This window comes from Mesorhizobium sp. AD1-1, from assembly GCF_020164655.1.
Taxonomy (GTDB): domain Bacteria; phylum Pseudomonadota; class Alphaproteobacteria; order Rhizobiales; family Rhizobiaceae; genus Mesorhizobium; species Mesorhizobium ciceri.
In genome coordinates this window covers 561,669-580,755 of sequence record NZ_JAIUGP010000003.1, presented here as the reverse complement: position 1 = coordinate 580,755, position 19,087 = coordinate 561,669, and the positions used below count along the sequence as shown (strand labels likewise).

The 19,087-nt window shown below is 62.1% G+C and carries 18 protein-coding genes; 12 read left to right on the top strand and 6 right to left on the bottom strand.

The genetic code is table 11. The annotated features are described in order from the left end of the window. Positions 1-6: 6 nt before the first annotated feature. On the bottom strand, positions 7-1,260 hold the full coding sequence (tyrS, locus tag LB519_RS09585; RefSeq protein ID WP_224619641.1) for a tyrosine--tRNA ligase: 1,254 nt from the start codon (positions 1,258-1,260) through the stop codon (positions 7-9). 230 nt (positions 1,261-1,490) lie between these two features. Between tyrS and LB519_RS09580 the strand changes: the two genes are divergently transcribed. From LB519_RS09580 to LB519_RS09570, 3 genes are all read left to right on the top strand, one after another. After that, positions 1,491-3,134, top strand: coding sequence for an ArnT family glycosyltransferase (locus tag LB519_RS09580; RefSeq protein ID WP_224619640.1), 1,644 nt, complete (start codon positions 1,491-1,493; stop codon positions 3,132-3,134). 45 nt (positions 3,135-3,179) lie between these two features. Then, positions 3,180-4,016, top strand: a complete 837-nt coding sequence (locus LB519_RS09575; protein ID WP_224619638.1) for a phosphatase PAP2 family protein — start codon at positions 3,180-3,182, stop codon at positions 4,014-4,016. A gap of 67 nt (positions 4,017-4,083) precedes the next feature. Then, on the top strand, positions 4,084-5,184 hold the full coding sequence (locus tag LB519_RS09570; RefSeq protein ID WP_224619637.1) for a tetratricopeptide repeat protein: 1,101 nt from the start codon (positions 4,084-4,086) through the stop codon (positions 5,182-5,184). 249 nt (positions 5,185-5,433) lie between these two features. Here LB519_RS09570 and LB519_RS09565 read toward each other — a convergent pair whose 3' ends face one another. Beyond that, complete coding sequence (locus LB519_RS09565; RefSeq protein WP_063167807.1) at positions 5,434-6,084, bottom strand: FMN-binding negative transcriptional regulator; 651 nt, start codon at positions 6,082-6,084, stop codon at positions 5,434-5,436. Between the two features lie 21 nt (positions 6,085-6,105). Next, the gene (locus tag LB519_RS09560) at positions 6,106-6,780 is read right to left on the bottom strand and encodes an alpha/beta hydrolase (protein ID WP_013532163.1); all 675 of its coding nucleotides are present in this window, start codon (positions 6,778-6,780) and stop codon (positions 6,106-6,108) included. A 236-nt stretch (positions 6,781-7,016) separates the two neighbouring features. Between LB519_RS09560 and LB519_RS09555 the strand changes: the two genes are divergently transcribed. From LB519_RS09555 to sufA, 7 genes are all read left to right on the top strand, one after another. Next, a complete protein-coding gene (locus tag LB519_RS09555; protein ID WP_224619635.1) occupies positions 7,017-8,180 on the top strand; it encodes a cysteine desulfurase family protein in 1,164 nt (387 codons plus the stop codon). Positions 8,181-8,422: 242 nt separating this feature from the next. Further along, positions 8,423-9,940 carry a Fe-S cluster assembly protein SufB gene (sufB, locus tag LB519_RS09550; RefSeq protein ID WP_013532161.1) on the top strand — a complete coding sequence of 506 codons (1,518 nt, stop codon included), beginning with the start codon at positions 8,423-8,425 and terminating at the stop codon, positions 9,938-9,940. Positions 9,941-9,967: 27 nt separating this feature from the next. Continuing rightward, positions 9,968-10,723, top strand: coding sequence for a Fe-S cluster assembly ATPase SufC (gene sufC / locus LB519_RS09545; RefSeq protein WP_013532160.1), 756 nt, complete (start codon positions 9,968-9,970; stop codon positions 10,721-10,723). 19 nt (positions 10,724-10,742) lie between these two features. Then, entirely contained in the window at positions 10,743-12,011 is a 1,269-nt protein-coding gene (sufD, locus tag LB519_RS09540; protein ID WP_063167809.1) for a Fe-S cluster assembly protein SufD, read from the top strand. A 185-nt stretch (positions 12,012-12,196) separates the two neighbouring features. Further along, a complete protein-coding gene (locus tag LB519_RS09535) occupies positions 12,197-13,438 on the top strand; it encodes a cysteine desulfurase (protein ID WP_224619633.1) in 1,242 nt (413 codons plus the stop codon). A gap of 21 nt (positions 13,439-13,459) precedes the next feature. Continuing rightward, positions 13,460-13,852, top strand: a complete 393-nt coding sequence (locus LB519_RS09530; RefSeq protein WP_013532157.1) for an SUF system Fe-S cluster assembly protein — start codon at positions 13,460-13,462, stop codon at positions 13,850-13,852. A 100-nt stretch (positions 13,853-13,952) separates the two neighbouring features. Continuing rightward, positions 13,953-14,333 carry a Fe-S cluster assembly scaffold SufA gene (gene sufA, locus LB519_RS09525; RefSeq protein ID WP_013532156.1) on the top strand — a complete coding sequence of 127 codons (381 nt, stop codon included), beginning with the start codon at positions 13,953-13,955 and terminating at the stop codon, positions 14,331-14,333. A gap of 184 nt (positions 14,334-14,517) precedes the next feature. On the opposite strand, the gene LB519_RS09520 is transcribed toward sufA, so the two are convergent. Then, positions 14,518-15,015 (bottom strand): GFA family protein, encoded by a 498-nt coding sequence (locus LB519_RS09520; protein WP_224619631.1) that lies wholly within the window; start codon positions 15,013-15,015, stop codon positions 14,518-14,520. A gap of 90 nt (positions 15,016-15,105) precedes the next feature. On the opposite strand from LB519_RS09520, the gene LB519_RS09515 reads away from it, so the two are divergent. Then, on the top strand, positions 15,106-15,429 hold the full coding sequence (locus LB519_RS09515; protein WP_063167810.1) for a TfoX/Sxy family protein: 324 nt from the start codon (positions 15,106-15,108) through the stop codon (positions 15,427-15,429). Between the two features lie 69 nt (positions 15,430-15,498). Here the strand turns inward: LB519_RS09515 and LB519_RS09510 are convergent, their stop codons facing one another. Next, positions 15,499-16,416, bottom strand: coding sequence for a pseudouridine-5'-phosphate glycosidase (locus LB519_RS09510; RefSeq protein ID WP_224619629.1), 918 nt, complete (start codon positions 16,414-16,416; stop codon positions 15,499-15,501). Positions 16,417-16,490: 74 nt separating this feature from the next. Further along, complete coding sequence (locus tag LB519_RS09505) at positions 16,491-17,435, bottom strand: carbohydrate kinase family protein (RefSeq protein WP_224619626.1); 945 nt, start codon at positions 17,433-17,435, stop codon at positions 16,491-16,493. A gap of 280 nt (positions 17,436-17,715) precedes the next feature. Between LB519_RS09505 and recA the strand changes: the two genes are divergently transcribed. Then, positions 17,716-18,813, top strand: coding sequence for a recombinase RecA (gene recA, locus LB519_RS09500; RefSeq protein ID WP_013532151.1), 1,098 nt, complete (start codon positions 17,716-17,718; stop codon positions 18,811-18,813). Positions 18,814-19,087 lie beyond the last annotated feature (274 nt).

Here is a 19,087-nt window from a genome sequence, read left to right as displayed (position 1 = left end):
CCGAGTTCAAATCGGCCGTATCAGAATGTGTTTTTTCTTTCCCAAGGAAAGCTTTACGACGTTTTCCGGACTCAAATCCTGAGGGGTCACCAGCCGGCGCTCGTCGCTCACCGGCTCGTCGTTCAGGCGCACGGCGCCGCCCTGCACATGCCGCCGCGCTTCGCCGTTCGACGCCGCCAGTCCGGCGGTGACCAGCAGCGACAGGATGCCGACGCCGGTTTCGAGCGCTGTCCTGTCGACCTCGACGGTCGGCAGCGACTCCGCGAGCGCGCCTTCCTCGAACGTCTTGCGCGCCGTATCGCTGGCTTGCTCGGCGGCCGCGCGGCCGTGCAGCAGGGCGGTGATCTCGGTGGCGAGGATCTTCTTGGCCTCATTGATCTCGGACCCGCCGAGCCGCTCGAGCCGCGCCACCTCGTCCAGCGGCAGCGTCGTGTAGAGCTTCAGGAAGCGGGCGACGTCGGCATCCTCGGTGTTGCGCCAGTACTGCCAGAATTCGTAGGGGCTCAGCATCTCCGCGTCGAGCCAGACCGCGCCCGACGCCGACTTGCCCATCTTGGCGCCCGACGAGGTGGTGAGCAGCGGCGTGGTCAGTGCATAGAGCTGCGCGTCCTCCATGCGGCGGCCGAGATCGATGCCGTTGATGATGTTGCCCCACTGGTCGGAGCCGCCCATCTGCAGGCGGCAGCCGAGACGCTTGTAGAGCTCGACGAAATCATAGGCCTGCAGGATCATGTAGTTGAATTCGAGGAACGACAGCGACTGCTCGCGATCGAGCCGCAGCTTGACGGAATCGAAGGCCAGCATGCGGTTGACAGAAAAGTGACGACCGACATCGCGCAGGAAATTGACGTAGTTGATCTCCATCAGCCAATCGGCGTTGTTGACCATGATGGCGTCGTTGGGACCGCTGCCGAATTTGAGGTAGGGCATGAAGTTGCGGCGGATACCGGCAAGATTGTCTTCGATGTCCTGCGGGGTCAAAAGCTTGCGCGCCTCATCCTTGAACGACGGGTCGCCGATCATCGAGGTGCCGCCGCCCATCAGCGCGATCGGCCGATGACCGGTCTGCTGCAGCCAGTGCAGCATCATGATCTGGATCAGCGAGCCGGCGTGCAGGCTCTTGGCGGTCGCGTCGAAGCCGATATAGGCTGTCACCGTCTCCTTGGCGAAGATATTGTCGAGACCGGCATCATCCGAAGTCTGGTGGATGAAACCGCGCTCGCTCATCGTGCGCAGGAAATCGGATTTGAAGGCGGACATTGTTTCTTTCCCGAAAGCGCCCGGCCGCTGTGGCTCGGGTGTACATGAACGCGGGCGTTTAGCATCCAAGCGCTGTCAGCAAAAGTGGAATCCGGTTTTTGCGGCGTGCGTGGATGGTCAGGCCACTTCTTGCCTCATTCTTTTGGCTGGCGTATTGAGGCGCCGCGCAGGGGCAGGACCCGAAGCGCCGCGACGGGGCTATCCCGCAAATCAGATCCGGAAGCTCCGCGATGAACAGGAATTATCTCGCCCTCTTTCTGTTCAGCCTGCTGATGACTTTCAGCGGACTGGCGAGCCTTCCACCAGTCGACCGCGACGAATCCCGTTTTGTCCAGGCCACCAAGCAGATGGTTGAAACTGGCGACTATGTCGACATCCGCTTCCAGGATGCCTCGCGCTACAAGAAGCCGATCGGCATCTACTGGCTGCAATCTGCGGCCGTGGCGCTGAGCGGCGAGGGGGCGGCGGCGCCGATCTGGGTCTACCGCCTCGTCTCTATGCTTGGCATTGCCTTGGCCGTCGTCGGCATCGCCTGGACGGGTACGAAGCTCTTCGGTGTGAATGCAGGCCTCGCCGCCGGCCTGATGATGGCGGCGATCTTCGCCACCGCCTTCGAGGGCCGTGACGCCAAGACCGACGCCATGCTGCTGGCCTGCTGCGTGGCGGCGCAAGGCGCGCTCGCCCAGATCTATCTGGCAGCGCGCCGCAACGAACCGGTAGCCGCCCATCTGCCGTGGATTTTCTGGGCCGCTCAAGGCCTTGGAATTCTTATCAAGGGGCCGGTGGCTCCGCTGTTGTCGTTGCTCACGGTCGCCGCCCTGTTTGCCTTCGAGCGCGACTGGCGCTGGCTCCTGAAGCTGAAGCTGGTGCGCGGTGTCGCTCTGGTGGTGCTCATCGTGTTGCCCTGGGTCGCCCTCATCACCTGGAAGAGCGGCGGCGCCTTTCTCAACGATGCCGTCGGCAAGGACATGATGGCCAAGGTGGCCTCGGGCGAGGAATCGCACGGCCTGCCGCCCGGTTTCTACATGCTGACCTATTCCTTGTTCATGTGGCCGTTCGGCCTGATCGCGGTCGGCGCCGGGCTGCAGGCCCTCAACCGTCTGCGCGACGATCCCCGGCTGCGTTTCTGCCTCGCCTGGTACATTCCGTTCTGGCTGGTGTTCGAGCTGATCCCGACCAAGCTGCCGCACTATGTCCTGCCAGCCTATCCCGGCATGGCGCTGCTGATCGGGTGGCTGCTGACATTGTCGCCGCAGGAGGCCAATGCGCCGCTCAGGCGCTGGCAGGACTGGTTGTGGTGGTCGACCGCATTCGGTCTTGCCGTGGTCAGCCTTGGCCTGGCGGCGGTCTGCGTCGGAGCGCCGATCTATCTCACCGGCTCCTTTTCCTGGTGGAGCATCCCGGCCGCCGCGGCGGCGCTGGCGGCAGGGTATTTCGCTTTTTCGCGACAGCTGCAAGTGCCGCTCTCCCGCATCGGCGCCATCGCGGTCTGCGCCGGCATCACCTATGGGCTGTTGTTCGGCGTCATCGCGCCTTCGCTGAAGCCGATCTGGCTGAGCCCGGCGATCGAGGCGGCAGTCCAGGCCAACAGGCCTTGCGACACCACGGTGCTCGCCTCAGCGGAATATCACGAGCCGAGCCTGGTGTTCCTGGTCGGTACCAAGACCGTCCTGACCGATGTCGATGGCGTCGCCAAGCATCTGCTCGGCGACCCCACCTGCGCGCTGGCGCTGGCACAAATCGGCGACGAGCAGAAGCTGAATGGCCTGTTGGAGGCGCAAGGCAAGTCGGCGAGCCGCGTTGCCGAGGTCGACGGCCTCAACTATTCGTCGGGAGACAAACTGTCGCTCGGCCTCTATCGTGTAAGCCAGTGACGGCTCGCCGATGCCCATGACGGCAACAATGGGGTCGAATTTCCTATGCTGGTGAAATCACGCCCGCCCGTTTCGAGCCTGCTCCTTGGCATAGGGCGCCGGTCGCTCGACAACTTTCGCGATACGATGCAGATCGCCAAAAGCCGCCTTGCCACCCGGCCGGCCAGATACCCGAATATTTTGTGGTCGGTCTGGGTGCTGGTCTGGGTCTTGCTGACGGCGGCGGCGTTTGTTCGTCTCGACACTCCGGCCGGAATGCTTCACGGCAAGTGGTCGGCGGGATTTGCCCGGACTGCCGACTTTTTCACCCAGTTCGGCCTGGGAGGCTGGTATATCATTCCCTCAGTGCTTCTGCTTGTCGCCGCGAACCTGACGGATTGGCGAAGCCTGTCGCGGCGCTCGCTGATGCTCCTCTACAACTGGACCTGCCTGGCTTTTCTGGTGCTGTGCGCCACCGGCCTGTCGGGGATCGCCGTCAATGCGCTGAAATATGCCATTGGCCGGGCTCGCCCGCTCTATTACGAGGACTTTGGCGTGCTGACCCTGCACCCCTTCGCTTTCGATGCGCGCTTCGCCGGCTTTCCGTCCGGCCATGGTACGACAATGGGCGCCGTGTTCGGGGTCGCTTTGCTGTTGTTTCCGCGGCGCTGGTACATCGCCCTGGCGATCACCGCCTGCATCGCCTCGACCCGTATCTTCGTTGGCGCGCACTATCCCAGCGACACCGTCGCCGGCTTCGGCCTTGGCTGCGGCTTCGCGCTGGCCTGCGGGCTGGTCTTTGCCCGGCTCGGCTTCATCTTTCGGCCGATGCCTTCGGGCTTGCCGGTCCGCAAGAAGACGTTTTGGCTGATTGGGCCGAGAAGGAATTTGACGGGCCGATGATGCCATGGGTAGGAAAGTCGTTGCGATAACCGGACGGCAAGGCGGGACAATGGTACGACGATCGCGAATGGTGGTAGGAGCGCTGCTGGCGGCATTTGTTGCTGGCGGAGAGATGGCGAACGCCTCGCCCTTCGTTGACACGAAGGAGGGGCAAGTCCAGGTCGACCATATGACCCTGCAGGAATTGCAGACGGCTGCGCTAACGGGGTCGGCCGACGCGCAGAACCGGCTTGGCGTCGTTTTTCTGCTGGGACTCGGAGTTAAAGCGGATTTCGTCAAGGCTTTCGAATGGTTCCAAAAAGCGGCCGAGAAAGGGCACCCCGACGCGGAGACTTGGTTGGGCAATCTTTATGGAACCGGTCGAGGAGTAACACTCGATCGGCAGAAATCTCTGTTTTGGACAAGGAAGGCCGCAGAGCGCGGTTACAGCCGCGCAGAATATAATTTGGGAGTGAATTTCCTAGAGGGGACACTCACCGCCGCGAACTACACCGAAGCCATCGCGTGGTTCAGGCGGGCTGCGGAACATGGCGACGTGTTGGCCAATCACAATCTTGGCCTATTGCTTTTGACAGGACGCGGAACTCCCAGTTCACCGCCAAATCTGAGAATTGAAGTCGACAAGGTACAGGCGCTGAAGTCGATTGCGTTCTCCGCCGAGAGTGGATTTGCGGACTCTCAAGCGGCTCTTGCTGCCATGTATTTCGAGGGGAACGGCGTAACGCAGAGCTATTCTGAAGCGGCCAGATGGTACCTATTGGCCGCGGAGCAGGGCTCAGCGTATGCACAAACGATGCTGTCCGCCATGTACCTTACTGGGCATGGTGTAACCGCCAACCAAGACACTGCCGTGAAATGGCTGAAGAAAGCGGCAGCAAACGGGAATGCTGCGGCTCAGGAACAATTGGGCCAGAGTTATGGCGGCGGATTCTACGGACTGCCGCAGGATTTCATGCAAGCGATCGAGTGGACGACAAAGGCGGCGGACCAAGGAAACGCGGAAGCACAAAACACTCTTGGAGTAGCCTATCTTAAAGGTCTTGGAGTGCCGTCCGACCGAGAGGTGGCTCATGATTGGTTTAAAAGGGCCGCCGCACAAGGTAATGCTCATGCAATTTACAACATAGGCAAATATTTTAATAAAGATAAGGTTTTTACAGGGCAATGACCCGATTTCTATTTGGCCGGGCTGGGCTTCACCAAGGCTCGGCTTCATCAGTGCTCATTGGCGCGCCTTAATTTCCTTCGCGAACGGTGATGGGCCGGACCGACAGACCTCAAAAGACCGTAGTGTCTGCTTATCGATCGTCCCAGCGCGAACCATGTCACTGACCGCGCTATGGTCCTCAAAGGCGTCGCTCTGAAATTCCCGCTTGGTCGTCATGACCAACCTCCAAGCTACATTCCGCCAATTCAGCTAGACGCCGTCCAGGCCGCCATAGGATCTGACCAATCCGGCCATGTCGGGCGACCGGTGGTCCTCGTGTTCGAGCCCTTGCGCAACGCCGACGCGATCGGCGACCGGCCGGTTCTGGCTGACCTTCCACTTGCCGTGGATTTCGCTGATCTCGATTTCCAGCCCGATAATGCCCTTGATCTGCGACTGGATGAAGGGCTCCGGCGCATCGGTCACCGCCCAGGGCGCGGCGCGGGCGCCTTCCTGGGAGACGGTCAGATCGGCGATCTGCTGCGCCAGCCAGTCCTGATCATCCATCACCTTGACGGTGCCGCGAACCTGCACGATGGCATAATTCCAGGTCGGCACCACCTTGCCGGTCTCGCGCTTGGTCTCGTACCAGGACGGCGTCACATAGGCATCGCTGCCCTGGAAGACGATCAGTACGGTTGACGCCGGATTGTCGGCCAACAGGCGCCATTGCGGGTTGGCCCGCGCCAGATGGGCGCGCAGCCTGCCGTTCGGCCCGATTTCCGCGTCGAGCAGGAACGGGATGGCGTTGGCGACCGGCCCATCGGGTCCGTTGGAAATCAACAGGCCCAGCGGATGCGTCCGGATCAGCCCGTGCAGGATTTCCGGCCGCGTTTCCCTGAAATGAGGAGGTTCGTACATCGCCGTCCCTGCTTTCTTTGCTTATCTCAGCCGCTTCGGCCGCGGATCCGACAATTCGCCGGCCAGCCGGCGGTCGAGATAGTCGGCGCATTCCTCGAGCAGCAGGTCGGCATCGTTGGAGAAGAAATGGTTGGCGCCGGGCAACGTCTTTTGGGTGATGGTGATGCCCTTCTGCGTGTGCAGCTTGTCGACCAGGCCCTGCACATCCTTCGGCGGCGCCACCTTGTCGGCATCGCCATGGATGATCAGGCCCGATGACGGGCAGGGCGCCAGGAACGAGAAATCATAGGTGTTGGGCTGCGGCGCGATCGAGATGAAGCCTTCGATCTCGGGCCGGCGCATCAGAAGCTGCATGCCGATCCAGGATCCGAACGAGTAGCCGGCGACCCAGCAGCTCTTGGAATCGGGATGCAGCGACTGCACCCAATCCAGCGCCGCGGCAGCGTCCGACAACTCGCCGGTGCCGTGGTCGAATTCGCCCTGACTGCGGCCGATGCCGCGGAAATTGAAGCGAAGCGTGGTGAAGTCCCGCTTCTGGAACATGTAGAAGAGGTCGTAGACGATCTTGTTGTTCATCGTGCCGCCGAATTGCGGGTGCGGGTGCAGGACGATGGCAATCGGCGCGCTCTTTTCCTTGGAAGGCTGGTAGCGACCCTCCAGGCGGCCGGCAGGACCGGTGAAAATGACCTCAGGCATAAAATACTCCACTAGGTAATACGAATGCGCGGTGCCTGGAACGTTTCCTCTGGCCTTGACGCAGGGCGAGCGTCTTCTTAGAAGCTAGTTTAGAATTGTTCAAAACTGAGTGGCAAGACATCGAGCCCGGCCACCCGCGCCGCAAGCCGCGTAAATAGGACGGCTCGCCTTGGAATTTCAAGGAAATAACGCCATACGACGGCGGAATGGCTTCTGACGGGACTTGACGGACGAAAATGGCCGCAAAACGCGCCTATCTCGACTACAATGCCAGTGCGCCGCTGCTTGCCGCGGCCCGCGAAGCTATGGTCGCGGCGCTCGATGTCGCCGCCAATCCGTCATCGGTTCACGCCGAGGGGCGGGCGGCCCGCCGTCTGATCGAGACCGCAAGGCGTGACGTGGCGGCGCTCGTCAACGCCAAGCCCGAGCACGTCGTGTTCACCTCCGGTGCCACGGAAGCAGCCTCGACGCTGCTGTCACCCGACTGGCAGATGGGGCGCGGCACGGTGCGCATGAGCCGGCTTTACGTGTCGGAGGCCGATCATCCCTGCCTGTTGAACGGCGGACATTTCCCGTCAGCGCAGGTGACGCGGGTCGGCGTCGACGCCAACGGTATCGCCGATCTCGACGCTTTGGCGGCAGCGCTCAGTGGTCATGACAAGAGCGAAGGCCTGCCGCTGGTTGCCATCCACGCCGCCAACAACGAGACCGGCGTCATCCAGCCGATCGATCGCATCGCCGGGATCGTCAAGGCGGCGGGCGGCATCCTCATGGTCGACGCCGTGCAGGCCGCCGGGCGTGTTTCGATCGATCTATCAGCGGGTTACGCCGATTATCTGATTCTGTCCTCGCACAAGATCGGTGGTCCCAAGGGCGTCGGCGTCATCGTCGCGGCTTCGGATCTGATGATGCCGAAGCCGTTGATCAATGGCGGCGGTCAGGAAAAGGGCCATCGCGGCGGGACTGAAAACCTCGCTGCCATTGCCGGTTTTGGCGCGGCCGCCCGCGAGGCCCTGGCCGGATTGCCGGCCATAGATGCGGTGCGCCGGCGCCGCGACGAGATCGAGGCCATCGTGAAAACGCTGGTGCCGGACGCGGAAATCTTCGGAACCGATGCGCCAAGGCTTGCCAATACGGCATTCTTCGCTATTGCGGGCGTCAAAGCCGAAACCGCGCAGATCGCCTTCGACCTGGCCGGCGTAGCGCTGTCGGCCGGCTCTGCCTGTTCGTCCGGCAAGGTCGGACCGAGCCATGTGCTGAAAGCCATGGGATACGGTGACAGCCTTGGCGCCTTGCGCGTGTCGATCGGTCCGGCGACGGGCGCGGAAGACATCGAGTTGTTTCGCGTTGCGCTGACGGGAATCGCCGCGCGTCGGGCGGATAGAGAAAAAGCCGCGTGAGCGGTTGGGGCATCGGACCGAAAAGCGCGTAGCGGTTTTCGGAAAAATCCGATGCTTGACGAAAATGATTTGGGCCATTCGGCCTGGTAGAGCCGTGCGTTTCATGCTGGCCGGGTGAATTTCCGGTCGAAGCGCACTATATGAAACTTACGCTGCCGCAAGCGCCTTTTTGGGGTTCGTTTTGGCGGTGCCATAGTTTGAAAACTGTCGGGCCTTGACCCCGGCGTGGATGGAGAACGCATATGCCTGCTGTGCAGGACACGATCGATCGGGTCCGAAAGATCGACGTCGACCAATATAAATATGGATTCCAGACCGAAATCGCGATGGATAAGGCCCCCAAAGGCCTCAGCGAAGACATTATCCGTTTCATTTCGGCCAAGAAGGACGAACCGTCCTGGATGCTGGAATGGCGTCTGGAAGCCTATCGCCGTTGGCTGACGCTTGACGAGCCGACCTGGGCGCGCGTCCACTATCCCAAGATCGATTTCCAGGACATCTACTTCTACGCGGCGCCCAAGAGCACGCCCGGCCCGACCTCGCTCAGCGATGTCGATCCCGAACTCTTGAAGGTCTACGAGAAGCTGGGTATTCCGCTGCGCGAGCAGGAAATCCTCGCCGGGGTGCAGAAGACCGACGCCTCGGAACTCGAGGAAGTCAGCGACAATGTCTACAAATCGGGCCGCGTCGCCGTCGACGCCGTGTTCGATTCCGTTTCCGTCGTCACCACCTTCAAGAAGGAGCTGGCGCAGGCCGGCGTCATCTTCTGCTCGATCTCGGAAGCCATCCGCGAGCATCCCGAACTGGTGAAGAAGTATCTCGGCTCGGTTGTGCCGACCTCCGATAATTATTACGCCACGCTGAATTCGGCCGTGTTCACCGACGGCTCGTTCGTCTTCGTGCCCAAGGGCGTGCGCTGCCCGATGGAGCTGTCGACCTATTTCCGCATGAACGAGAAGAACACCGGCCAGTTCGAGCGCACGCTGATCATCGCCGAGGAGGGGGCTTACGTCTCCTATCTCGAAGGCTGCACGGCGCCGCAGCGCGATGAGAACCAGCTGCATGCCGCCGTCGTCGAACTGGTGGCGCTCGACGATGCCGAGATCAAATATTCGACGGTGCAGAATTGGTATCCCGGCGACGCCGAGGGCAAGGGTGGCATCTACAATTTCGTCACCAAGCGCGGCGACTGCCGTGGCGATCGCTCGAAGATCTCGTGGACGCAGGTCGAGACCGGCTCGGCGATCACCTGGAAATATCCGAGCTGCATCCTGCGCGGCGACGATTCCTCGGGCGAGTTCTATTCGATCGCTGTCTCGAACGGTTATCAGCAGGTCGACAGCGGCACCAAGATGATCCACCTCGGCAAGAACACGTCGAGCCGCATCATCTCCAAAGGCATCGCCGCCGGCTTCTCGCAGAACACCTATCGCGGCCAGGTCTCGGCGCACCGCAAGGCGACCAACGCCCGCAACTTCACCAACTGCGATTCCCTGCTGATCGGCGACCAGTGCGGCGCGCACACCGTGCCCTACATGGAAGCCAAGAATTCGACGGCGCAGTTCGAGCACGAAGCGACCACGTCGAAGATTTCCGAGGACCAGAAATTCTACGTCATGCAGCGCGGTATCCCTGAAGAGGAGGCGATCGCGCTGATCGTCAACGGCTTCGTCAAGGACGTCATCCAGCAACTGCCGATGGAATTCGCTGTCGAGGCGCAGAAGCTGATCGGTATCTCGCTTGAGGGCTCGGTCGGCTGACCGGACAGATATTCAGGAAACGAAAAAATGCTTGAAATCAGAAACCTGCACGCCCGCATCGTCGATGACGGCACCGAAATCATCCGCGGTCTGAACCTGACGGTGAAAGCCGGCGAGGTTGCCGCGATCATGGGGCCGAACGGCTCGGGCAAATCGACGCTGTCCTACATCCTCGCCGGTCGCGAGGACTATGAGGTGACCGAGGGCGACATCCTCTACAACGGCCAGTCGATCCTCGAAATGGATCCGGCCGAGCGCGCCACGTCAGGCATCTTCCTCGCCTTCCAGTATCCGATGGAGATACCGGGCGTCGCCACCATGGAATTCCTGAAAGTGGCGATGAACGAGCAGCGCAAGGCGCGCGGCGAGGAGCCGCTGAAGATCCCGGAATTTTTGAAGCGCGTGAAGGAAGCCGCCGCCTCGCTCAGCATGGAGATGGCGATGCTGAAGCGGCCGCTTAATGTCGGCTTTTCCGGCGGCGAGAAGAAGCGGGCGGAGATCCTGCAGATGAAATTGCTGGAGCCGAAATTGTGCGTGCTCGACGAGACCGATTCCGGCCTCGACATCGATGCGCTGAAGATCGTTTCCGACGGCGTCAACGCGCTGCGCGCGCCGGACCGGGCGTTCCTGGTCATCACCCACTACCAGCGCCTGCTTGAGCACATCGTGCCCGACACCGTGCATGTGCTCTACAAGGGGCAGGTCATCAAGTCAGGCGACAAGTCGCTGGCGCTCGACCTGGAAGCCAATGGCTATGCCGGCGTGATCGGCGAAGCAGCGTGAGATGCCAGAGGTAATACCGATGAACATGCACGCACAACCGCAGCGGACACCGGCCGAGACAGCGTTGATCGACGCGTTCGGCGACCGGCTGTCGCTGCTGCCGGGCGACGGCGCGGTGATGCTGAAGCGCGACGACGCCATCGAGACGATCAAGCACGGCCTGCCGACGCGGCGCGTCGAATCCTGGCACTATACCGACTTGCGCCGGTTGCTGAATACCGTGCCGGACTTCGACCCTGCCGCCATGGCCAAGGCCATTGCGCCGATCGTTGACGGTTCCACTGTGGTGTCGATCCTGAACGGCAAGTCCGACGCCAAAGTGCCGGTTCTTGAAGGCGTCTCTTTCCAGCGCCTGTCGGAAAAGCTGGTCGACGGCAGCGCAGCACCTGGGCTCGACCCCTATGGCAGCGACGACGCCATCGGCGCGCTGAACACGGCTTTCGTCGCCGACGGATATTTTGTCGACATCGCCGATGGCGTGGAACTCGAAAAGCCGGTCGAGCTGCAGAACCTGCAGGCCGGCGGCCAGACCCATGTGCGCCTGCCAGTGCGTGTCGGCGCCGGCGCCAAGGCCGTCATCGTCGAACGGCAGACAGGTGACGGCGCTGCCCTGGGCAGCTCGGTCAGCCAGCTCGTGCTCGGCGAAGGCGCCGAGGTGACGTGGCTGATTGTCCAGGAACAGCCGGAAACGGCGACGCATCTGGCCCAGTTCAAGGCCCATATCGGCAAGAATGCCAAGCTGACGTTGTTCGTCATGAACGCCGGCGGCAAGCTCGTGCGCCAGGAGATCATGGTCAGGACGACTGGCGAAGGCGCCGATTTCAAGCTGCGCGGCATCAACCTCTTGGCCGGCGACACCCATACCGACGTGACCATGGTTCTCGACCACGCCGTGCCGCACACGACCTCGACGGAGATCATCCGCAACGTGGTGACGGGCAAGGCGCGCGGCGTGTTTCAGGGCCGCATCAACGTCCATCAATATGCGCAGAAGACCAACGCCAAGATGGCATGCAACACGCTGTTGCTGTCGGACGACGGCGAGTTCTCGACCAAGCCGGAGCTTGAAATCTTCGCCGACGACGTGATTTGCGGCCATGGCGCGACGGTCACCGAGATCGACCACGATCATCTGTTCTACCTGATGGCGCGCGGCGTCGACGAGAAAAGCGCGCGGGGGCTGCTCGTGAAGGCCTTCGTCGCCGAGGTGATCGAGGAACTGGACGACGAGGCGATCGTCGAAGCGCTGGAAGCGCGGCTCGACGGCTGGTTCGTGGCACACGGCTAATTGGATGGGGTCCGGCAAAGCCACCCCTCATCCGTCTTGGCGCTACGCGCCAATCCACCTTCTCCCACAAGGGGAGAAGGTAAAGCGCTAGACCTTCTCCCCTTGTGGGAGAAGGTGGCCGAGCGAAGCTCGGTCGGATGAGGGGTGTTGGAAGGATCTCGGCCTTGGCCGGCAAGGACTTTGAAATGGACCAGAAACTCGAAAACATTCCCTACGACGTCGAAGCGATCCGCCGCGATTTCCCGATCCTGTCGCGGGAAGTCTATGGCAAGAAGCTGGTCTATCTCGACAATGGCGCCTCGGCACAGAAGCCGCAGGCGGTGCTCGACGCTGTCCAGCACGCCTACAGCCAGGAATATGCCAACGTCCATCGTGGCCTGCATTTCCTGTCCAATGCCGCGACCGACGCCTACGAAAAGGCGCGCGAAACGGTACGCCGTTTCCTCAACGCGCCAAGCACCGACAACATCATCTTCACCTCGAACACGACCTCGGCCATCAACACCGTGGCCTATGGCTATGGCATGCCCAACATCGGCGAGGGCGACGAGATCGTGCTGTCGATCATGGAGCACCACTCCAACATCGTTCCCTGGCATTTTATCCGCGAGCGGCAGGGCGCCAAGCTGGTCTGGGTGCCGGTCGACGATCTCGGCGTCTTCCACATCGAGGAATTCGAAAAACGGCTGACCGACCGCACCAAACTGGTCGCCGTCACGCAGATGTCGAATGCGCTGGGCACGGTGACGCCGATCAAGGAAATCGTGCGCATCGCGCATGCGCGTGGAATTCCCGTCCTCGTCGACGGCAGCCAGAGCGCCGTGCATATGCCGATCGATGTGCAGGATCTCGACTGCGACTTCTTCGTCTTCACCGGGCACAAGGTTTATGGCCCTTCGGGCATCGGGGTGCTCTACGGCAAGAAGGACATTCTCCAGGGCATGCGCCCCTTTATGGGCGGTGGCGAGATGATCGAGGAGGTGACGGAAGACATCGTCACCTACAACGAGCCGCCGCATCGTTTCGAAGCCGGCACGCCGCCGATCGTGCAGGCGATCGGACTGGGTGCCGCGCTCGACTATATGGAAACGATCGGCCGCGAGCGCATCGCCGCGCATGAGGAAGACCTCAAGACTTATGCGCATGAGCGGCTGCGCGCCATCAATTCGCTGCGCATCTTCGGCGATGCGCCCGGCAAGGGCGCCATCATCTCGTTCGAACTGCAAGGCATTCATGCGCACGACGTGTCGATGGTGATAGACAGGCAGGGCGTTGCTGTCCGCGCGGGCACCCATTGCGCCCAGCCGCTGTTGAAACGTTTCGGCGTAACCTCCACATGCAGGGCATCGTTCGGCATGTATAATACCAGGGCCGAAGTCGACGCTTTGGCCGAGGCGCTTGAGAAAGCGCGCAAATTCTTCGGATGACGATTTTTTTGGGTGACGACCATGGATGATGCAAGCATCGCTGCCGAGACCACTCCGGAAACCGCGCCCAATGCGCTGGTTTCGGGATCGGCCATTCCAGCCGACGAACTGGCGCGGTTGACCGACGACATCGTATCGGCGCTGAAGACGGTCTACGATCCGGAAATCCCGGCCGATATCTACGAACTCGGCCTCATCTACAAGATCGACATCGAGGACAATCGCTCGGTCAAGATCGACATGACGCTGACCGCTCCCGGCTGCCCTGTCGCCGGCGAAATGCCCGGCTGGGTCGAAAATGCCGTCGGCGCCGTCGAAGGCGTGTCCGGCGTCGAGGTCAACATGACCTTCGACCCGCCATGGTCGGCCGACCGCATGTCGGAAGAGGCGCAGGTGGCGGTGGGCTGGTACTAGCGTCAAGCCTGGCACACTTGCGCGAGGGATAAAACTTCACCATTTTAGGTGAGGAATCATTCGGCAGGCCTTGAACCTGCATGGAATGGAAGGAAAAAGAATGGGACGCTTCGCCGTCATCACCATGACCGAAAAGGCCGCCGACCGGGTGCGCGAGATCGTCGCCACCCGCGACAACGCGCATGGCATCCGCCTCGGCATCAAGAAGGGCGGCTGCGCCGGCATGGAATATACGGTCGATCTGGTGACCGAGCCCAACACCAAGGACGACCATATCGAGCGCGACGGCGCGCATGTCTATGTCGCGCCCGAGGCTGCGCTATTCCTGTTCGGCACCGAGATGGATTTCGAGCAGACGACGCTGCGCACCGGCTTCACCTTCCACAACCCGAACCAGAGCTCGGCCTGCGGCTGCGGCGAATCCGTCGAACTGAAGCCGGCCGACCTGAAGGCACTGGCAGAGGCACGCGCTTCGGCCTGATTTTTTCCTTCGCCCCGTTTACGCGGAGAAAGTGTCACGAAGTGACGGATGAGGGGCAGCGCCAGCCTCTCCAGAGTTAGCTCCGCCCAGCCTGCCGGCGTACGTCGTTAGAAAATCCAAGCAATTGGCTTTTCGTTCGCTGCGCGGATCACTCCTCACCTCCCCGTAAACGGGGCGAAGAAACTCACTCCACCCACATGCCCGTCCGCTTGTGCCAATCGGCGATCGATTCCTCGGGATAGACGTCGAAGACCTTGTCGTGCTTGCCAACCACCGGCTCCACCCAGTTCGCCTTGTATTTCAGCATCAGGTGCACCCGGCTCGGCGGTATGGGCAGGTCGTTGTCGATCGCCGAAGCGAAGGGATGCACCAGCTCCGGCCATGTCGGATCGTAGAGCCACAACGCCGAGCCGCACTTTTTGCAGAAATTGCGTTCGCCCGACGAAATCTCGCAATGCGGATGCTCATCGTCCTCAATGCTGGCGCGGTAAACGCCAAGGCTCCTTTTGCCCCTGATGTTCAGCGTCTCGTTATCGGCACCGAGATTGATGGCAAACCCGCCGCCGCCCTGCTGCTTGCGGCAGATCGAGCAGTAGCACAGCATGAATGGCGCCGGCGTGTGGCTTTCCACCTCGAAACGCACGGCATTGCAGCGACAGGACCCTTTCAGCAGAAGCGGCATGGCGGGAAAACTCCGATACCTCTCTCAACCTGTCAGCATGATTTTGGTTGCGGCGATGACAAGGCCAGATGCCGGTGACATGATCGCGGCATGGACAATGAACGCATCGCCGAACTGTTCGAGGGTCTCGGCCCTGTCAGCATCCGCAAACTGTTCGGCGGCAAGGGCATCTATTTCGACGGCGTCATCGTCGCCATCGTGTTGCGTGGCGAATTGATGCTGAAAGCCGACGAGCAAAGCGCGCCCGAGTTCGAGGCCGCCGGCTGCACGCAATGGACCTATACCGGCTCGCGCCACGGCAAGCTGGTCGCCATGCCCTACTGGAGCGTTCCCGACAGCGCTTTCGATGATCCCGAGGAGATGGCGGCCTGGGCACGCCGGGCGTATGAGGCGGGGCGGCGGGCGGGGAAGTGAATGCCAACCTTCTTGGCACAGCGGAGGGACAGCACCCCCCTCTGTCCCGCCGACCTTGGAGGCCGTGCCCTACAATGCCCTGGCTATCCTCGCCGCCAGCCGTGCATTGTTTTCCACCAGCGCGATGTTGGTCTTGAGGCTCCTGCCGCCGGTCAGTTCGAGGATTTTTCCCAGCAGGAACGGCGTCACCGCCTTGCCGGTCACGTTGAGCGCTTCGGCGGCCTTCTGCGCGGCGTCGATATAGCCCGTCATCTCTTCAGCCGGGATTTCCTGGTTTTCCGGCACAGGATTGGCAATCAGCATGCCGCCGGCGAGCCCTAGTGCCGCCCTCGTCTCGTAGAAATGCGCGATCTCTTCCGGCCCGTGCAAGGTCAGCGGCGCGCGGAACGGCGATTGCCTGGACCAGAAGGCCGGCATCGTCTCGCAGCCATGGCCGATCACCGGCACGCCGCGCGTCTCCAGCACTTCCAGCGTCTTTTCGATGTCGAGGATGGCCTTGGCACCGGCCGAGACGACAATCACCGGGGTGCGCGCCAGCTCGTCGAGATCGGCGGAAATGTCAAAGCTCTTTTCGGCGCCCTTGTGCACACCGCCGATACCGCCGGTGGCGAACACTTTTATGCCGACCATATGCGCCGCGATCATCGTGGCGGCGACCGTGGTGCCGCCGGTGCGCCCTTGCGCCACGGCAAAACCGAGATCGGCGCGCGACAGCTTCATCGCGTCGCCCGTCATCGCCAGCGATTCGCGCTCGCCGTCCGAAAGCCCGATCTTGATGCGGCCGCCAACCACGGCGATCGTCGCCGGCACGGCGCCGCCATCGCTGATGATCTTTTCGACATCGGCCGCCATGGCGCCATTGTCGGGGTAGGGCATGCCATGGGTGATGATGGTGCTTTCCAGCGCCACCACCGGCCGGCCGTCGGCCAGGGCCTGCGCCACCGGCGCGTGGATGTCGATGAAGGGGCGGGCGGTCTCAGGGGTCATCAAGGTCTCCTATCCGGAATGCGGCGCGTCCGTCGGACGCTCGGCAACATCGCGGCACTATGAATTCGCCGGTCTCATGCCATTTCCCTGGCATCCGGCACAAGAGCCAACGCTTCCGCGAAGCTCGCCGCGGTGAACTCCGGAACGGCGGCGGCGCTTTCGATGGCAAGCGTCGCCCCGGCAATGCCTTCGCGCAGAGCTGCCCGCAACGGCAGTCCGCGCAGCAAGGCAGCGACCGTTGCGCCTGCCAGCGCATCACCGGCGCCGGTGACGTCGGCGACCTTTCTTGGTGGCGGCGGCAGGATAGAGAAGGCGCCGGCTTCATCGAAGCCCAGCATGGGCCCGCCGCCTGCCGTCACCACGCCGCTGACGAGGCCGCTGCATCGCAACCCGTCGACGACCTCGCGCTCCGTGGCATTCGCGGCGACGCCGGCCAGCGCCATGGCCTCGCGCCGGTTCATGAAGACCAGCGAAAGCTCCTTCAGCACCGGTAGCAACCGCACCACCTTGGCCGGCGAAATGGCAATCGCGAAAACCGGCTTGCCCGCAGCGAGCGCGACCAGCCGTTCCAGCGCCGAAGAGGGCAGATTGGCGTCGCACAGGATCGCGTCGGCGGCGGCGATCACCTCCCGCACCTTGGAGCGCCTGATCTGCTTGGGAAACGCCAGGTCGTAGAGCGCCATGTCGGCAAAGCCGACGATCAACTCGCCCTCGCTGTCGATCAGTGCCGTGTAGCTCGGCGTCGTGCGGTCGAGGAAGACCGCCGACAGGTCGGTAATGCCTGCCCCGGCAATGGCTCGCGAAACGGTGTCGGCAGCGGCATCGCCGCCGCGAACCGACATCAGCGACGCGGAGACGCCGCGCCGCACGGCACTGCGCAAGGCGTTGAAGACGCCGCCGCCGACATCCTCGCGCATTGTGCCCGGATTGGAGGCGGCGGGCACGTAGGCACCGGACACCTGGCCGCGCCGGTCGATATGGGCGCCGCCTACGGCCAGTATTTTCGCGGATTTCAGCATGCCGGCGATATGACCTTTGTTATTCCAGCCGCACAAGCGCTAGGCTGTGCGACCGAGCTTCGCATGCAAGGCGGCGATTCGGCAGGTCGAAACAACCGAGCCGTCTGGCCCAACGTGCGGTGCATTCCTGATCGAATCCTTGGACAAAAAAAGAACAAATCCGGATATTGCTTGTTTTTCAGTTATTTGGTCCCTCTTGCCAAATGAGAACAAAAAAGGTACAAATAGGCAGGGATTACGGATTGTCCGGCCTTCATTGACGACCAAGGGGTGATGTATCATGGCTCAGAATTCTTTGCGGCTGGTAGAGGACAAGGCAGTGGACAAATCAAAGGCTCTGGATGCGGCGCTGTCGCAGATCGAGCGGGCTTTCGGCAAGGGCTCGATCATGCGGCTCGGCGCCAACGAGCAGGTCGTCGAGATCGAAACGGTGCCGACCGGCTCGCTTGGCCTCGACATCGCGCTTGGCGTCGGTGGCCTGCCGCGCGGCCGCATCATCGAGATCTACGGGCCGGAAAGCTCGGGCAAGACGACGCTGGCCCTGCACACCGTGGCCGAAGCCCAGAAGAAGGGCGGCATCTGCGCCTTCGTCGATGCCGAGCACGCGCTTGATCCGGTCTATGCCCGCAAGCTTGGCGTCGATCTCGAAAACCTGCTGATTTCGCAGCCCGACACTGGTGAGCAGGCGCTGGAAATCTGCGACACGCTGGTGCGCTCCGGCGCCATCGACGTGCTGGTGGTCGATTCGGTCGCGGCGCTCACGCCACGCGCCGAAATCGAAGGCGAGATGGGCGATTCGCTGCCCGGCCTGCAGGCCCGCCTGATGAGCCAGGCGCTGCGCAAGCTGACCGCCTCGATCTCGCGCTCCAACACCATGGTCATCTTCATCAACCAGATCCGCATGAAGATCGGCGTCATGTTCGGTTCGCCCGAGACGACGACCGGCGGCAACGCGCTGAAATTCTACGCATCGGTGCGCCTCGACATCCGCCGCATCGGCTCGGTCAAGGACCGCGACGAAGTCGTCGGCAACCAGACCCGTGTCAAGGTGGTCAAGAACAAGCTGGCGCCGCCCTTCAAGGTGGTCGAGTTCGACATCATGTATGGTGAAGGCGTGTCCAAGACCGGCGAACTGGTCGATCTCGGCGTCAAGGCCGGCGTGGTCGAGAAATCGGGCGCCTGGTTCTCCTACAATTCGCAGCGTCTCGGCCAAGGCCGCGAGAATGCCAAACTGTTCCTGCGCGACAATCCCGACACCGCACGCGAGATCGAGCTGGCGCTCCGACAGAATGCCGGGCTGATCGCCGAAAAGTTCCTTGAGAATGGCGGCTCCGAAGGTGGCGACGACGGGTTCGAGGAGGAATCCGGCGCGATGTGACAACTCGCGAGGTCGGCCGGAGTTCGGCCATAATCGCATTCTATTATCTCGGGCTTAAGTAATCGAGTTCCGCGTTAATGCGTTTTGAAACCGCCGGCCCAGTGCCGGCGGTTTTGCGTTTCGGCGGCGAAAACAGGCCGGTTCGAACGGCCGGCAAAGGCCGTGGATTGGACCAATTCCGTGTTTCTGGACAGGGTGAAGCGCGGCGGCTAAAAGGCCAAGTCCTAATCTTCTAAAACGCAGAGCCCATTTCCGCCGGTTTGCCGGCGGCCCT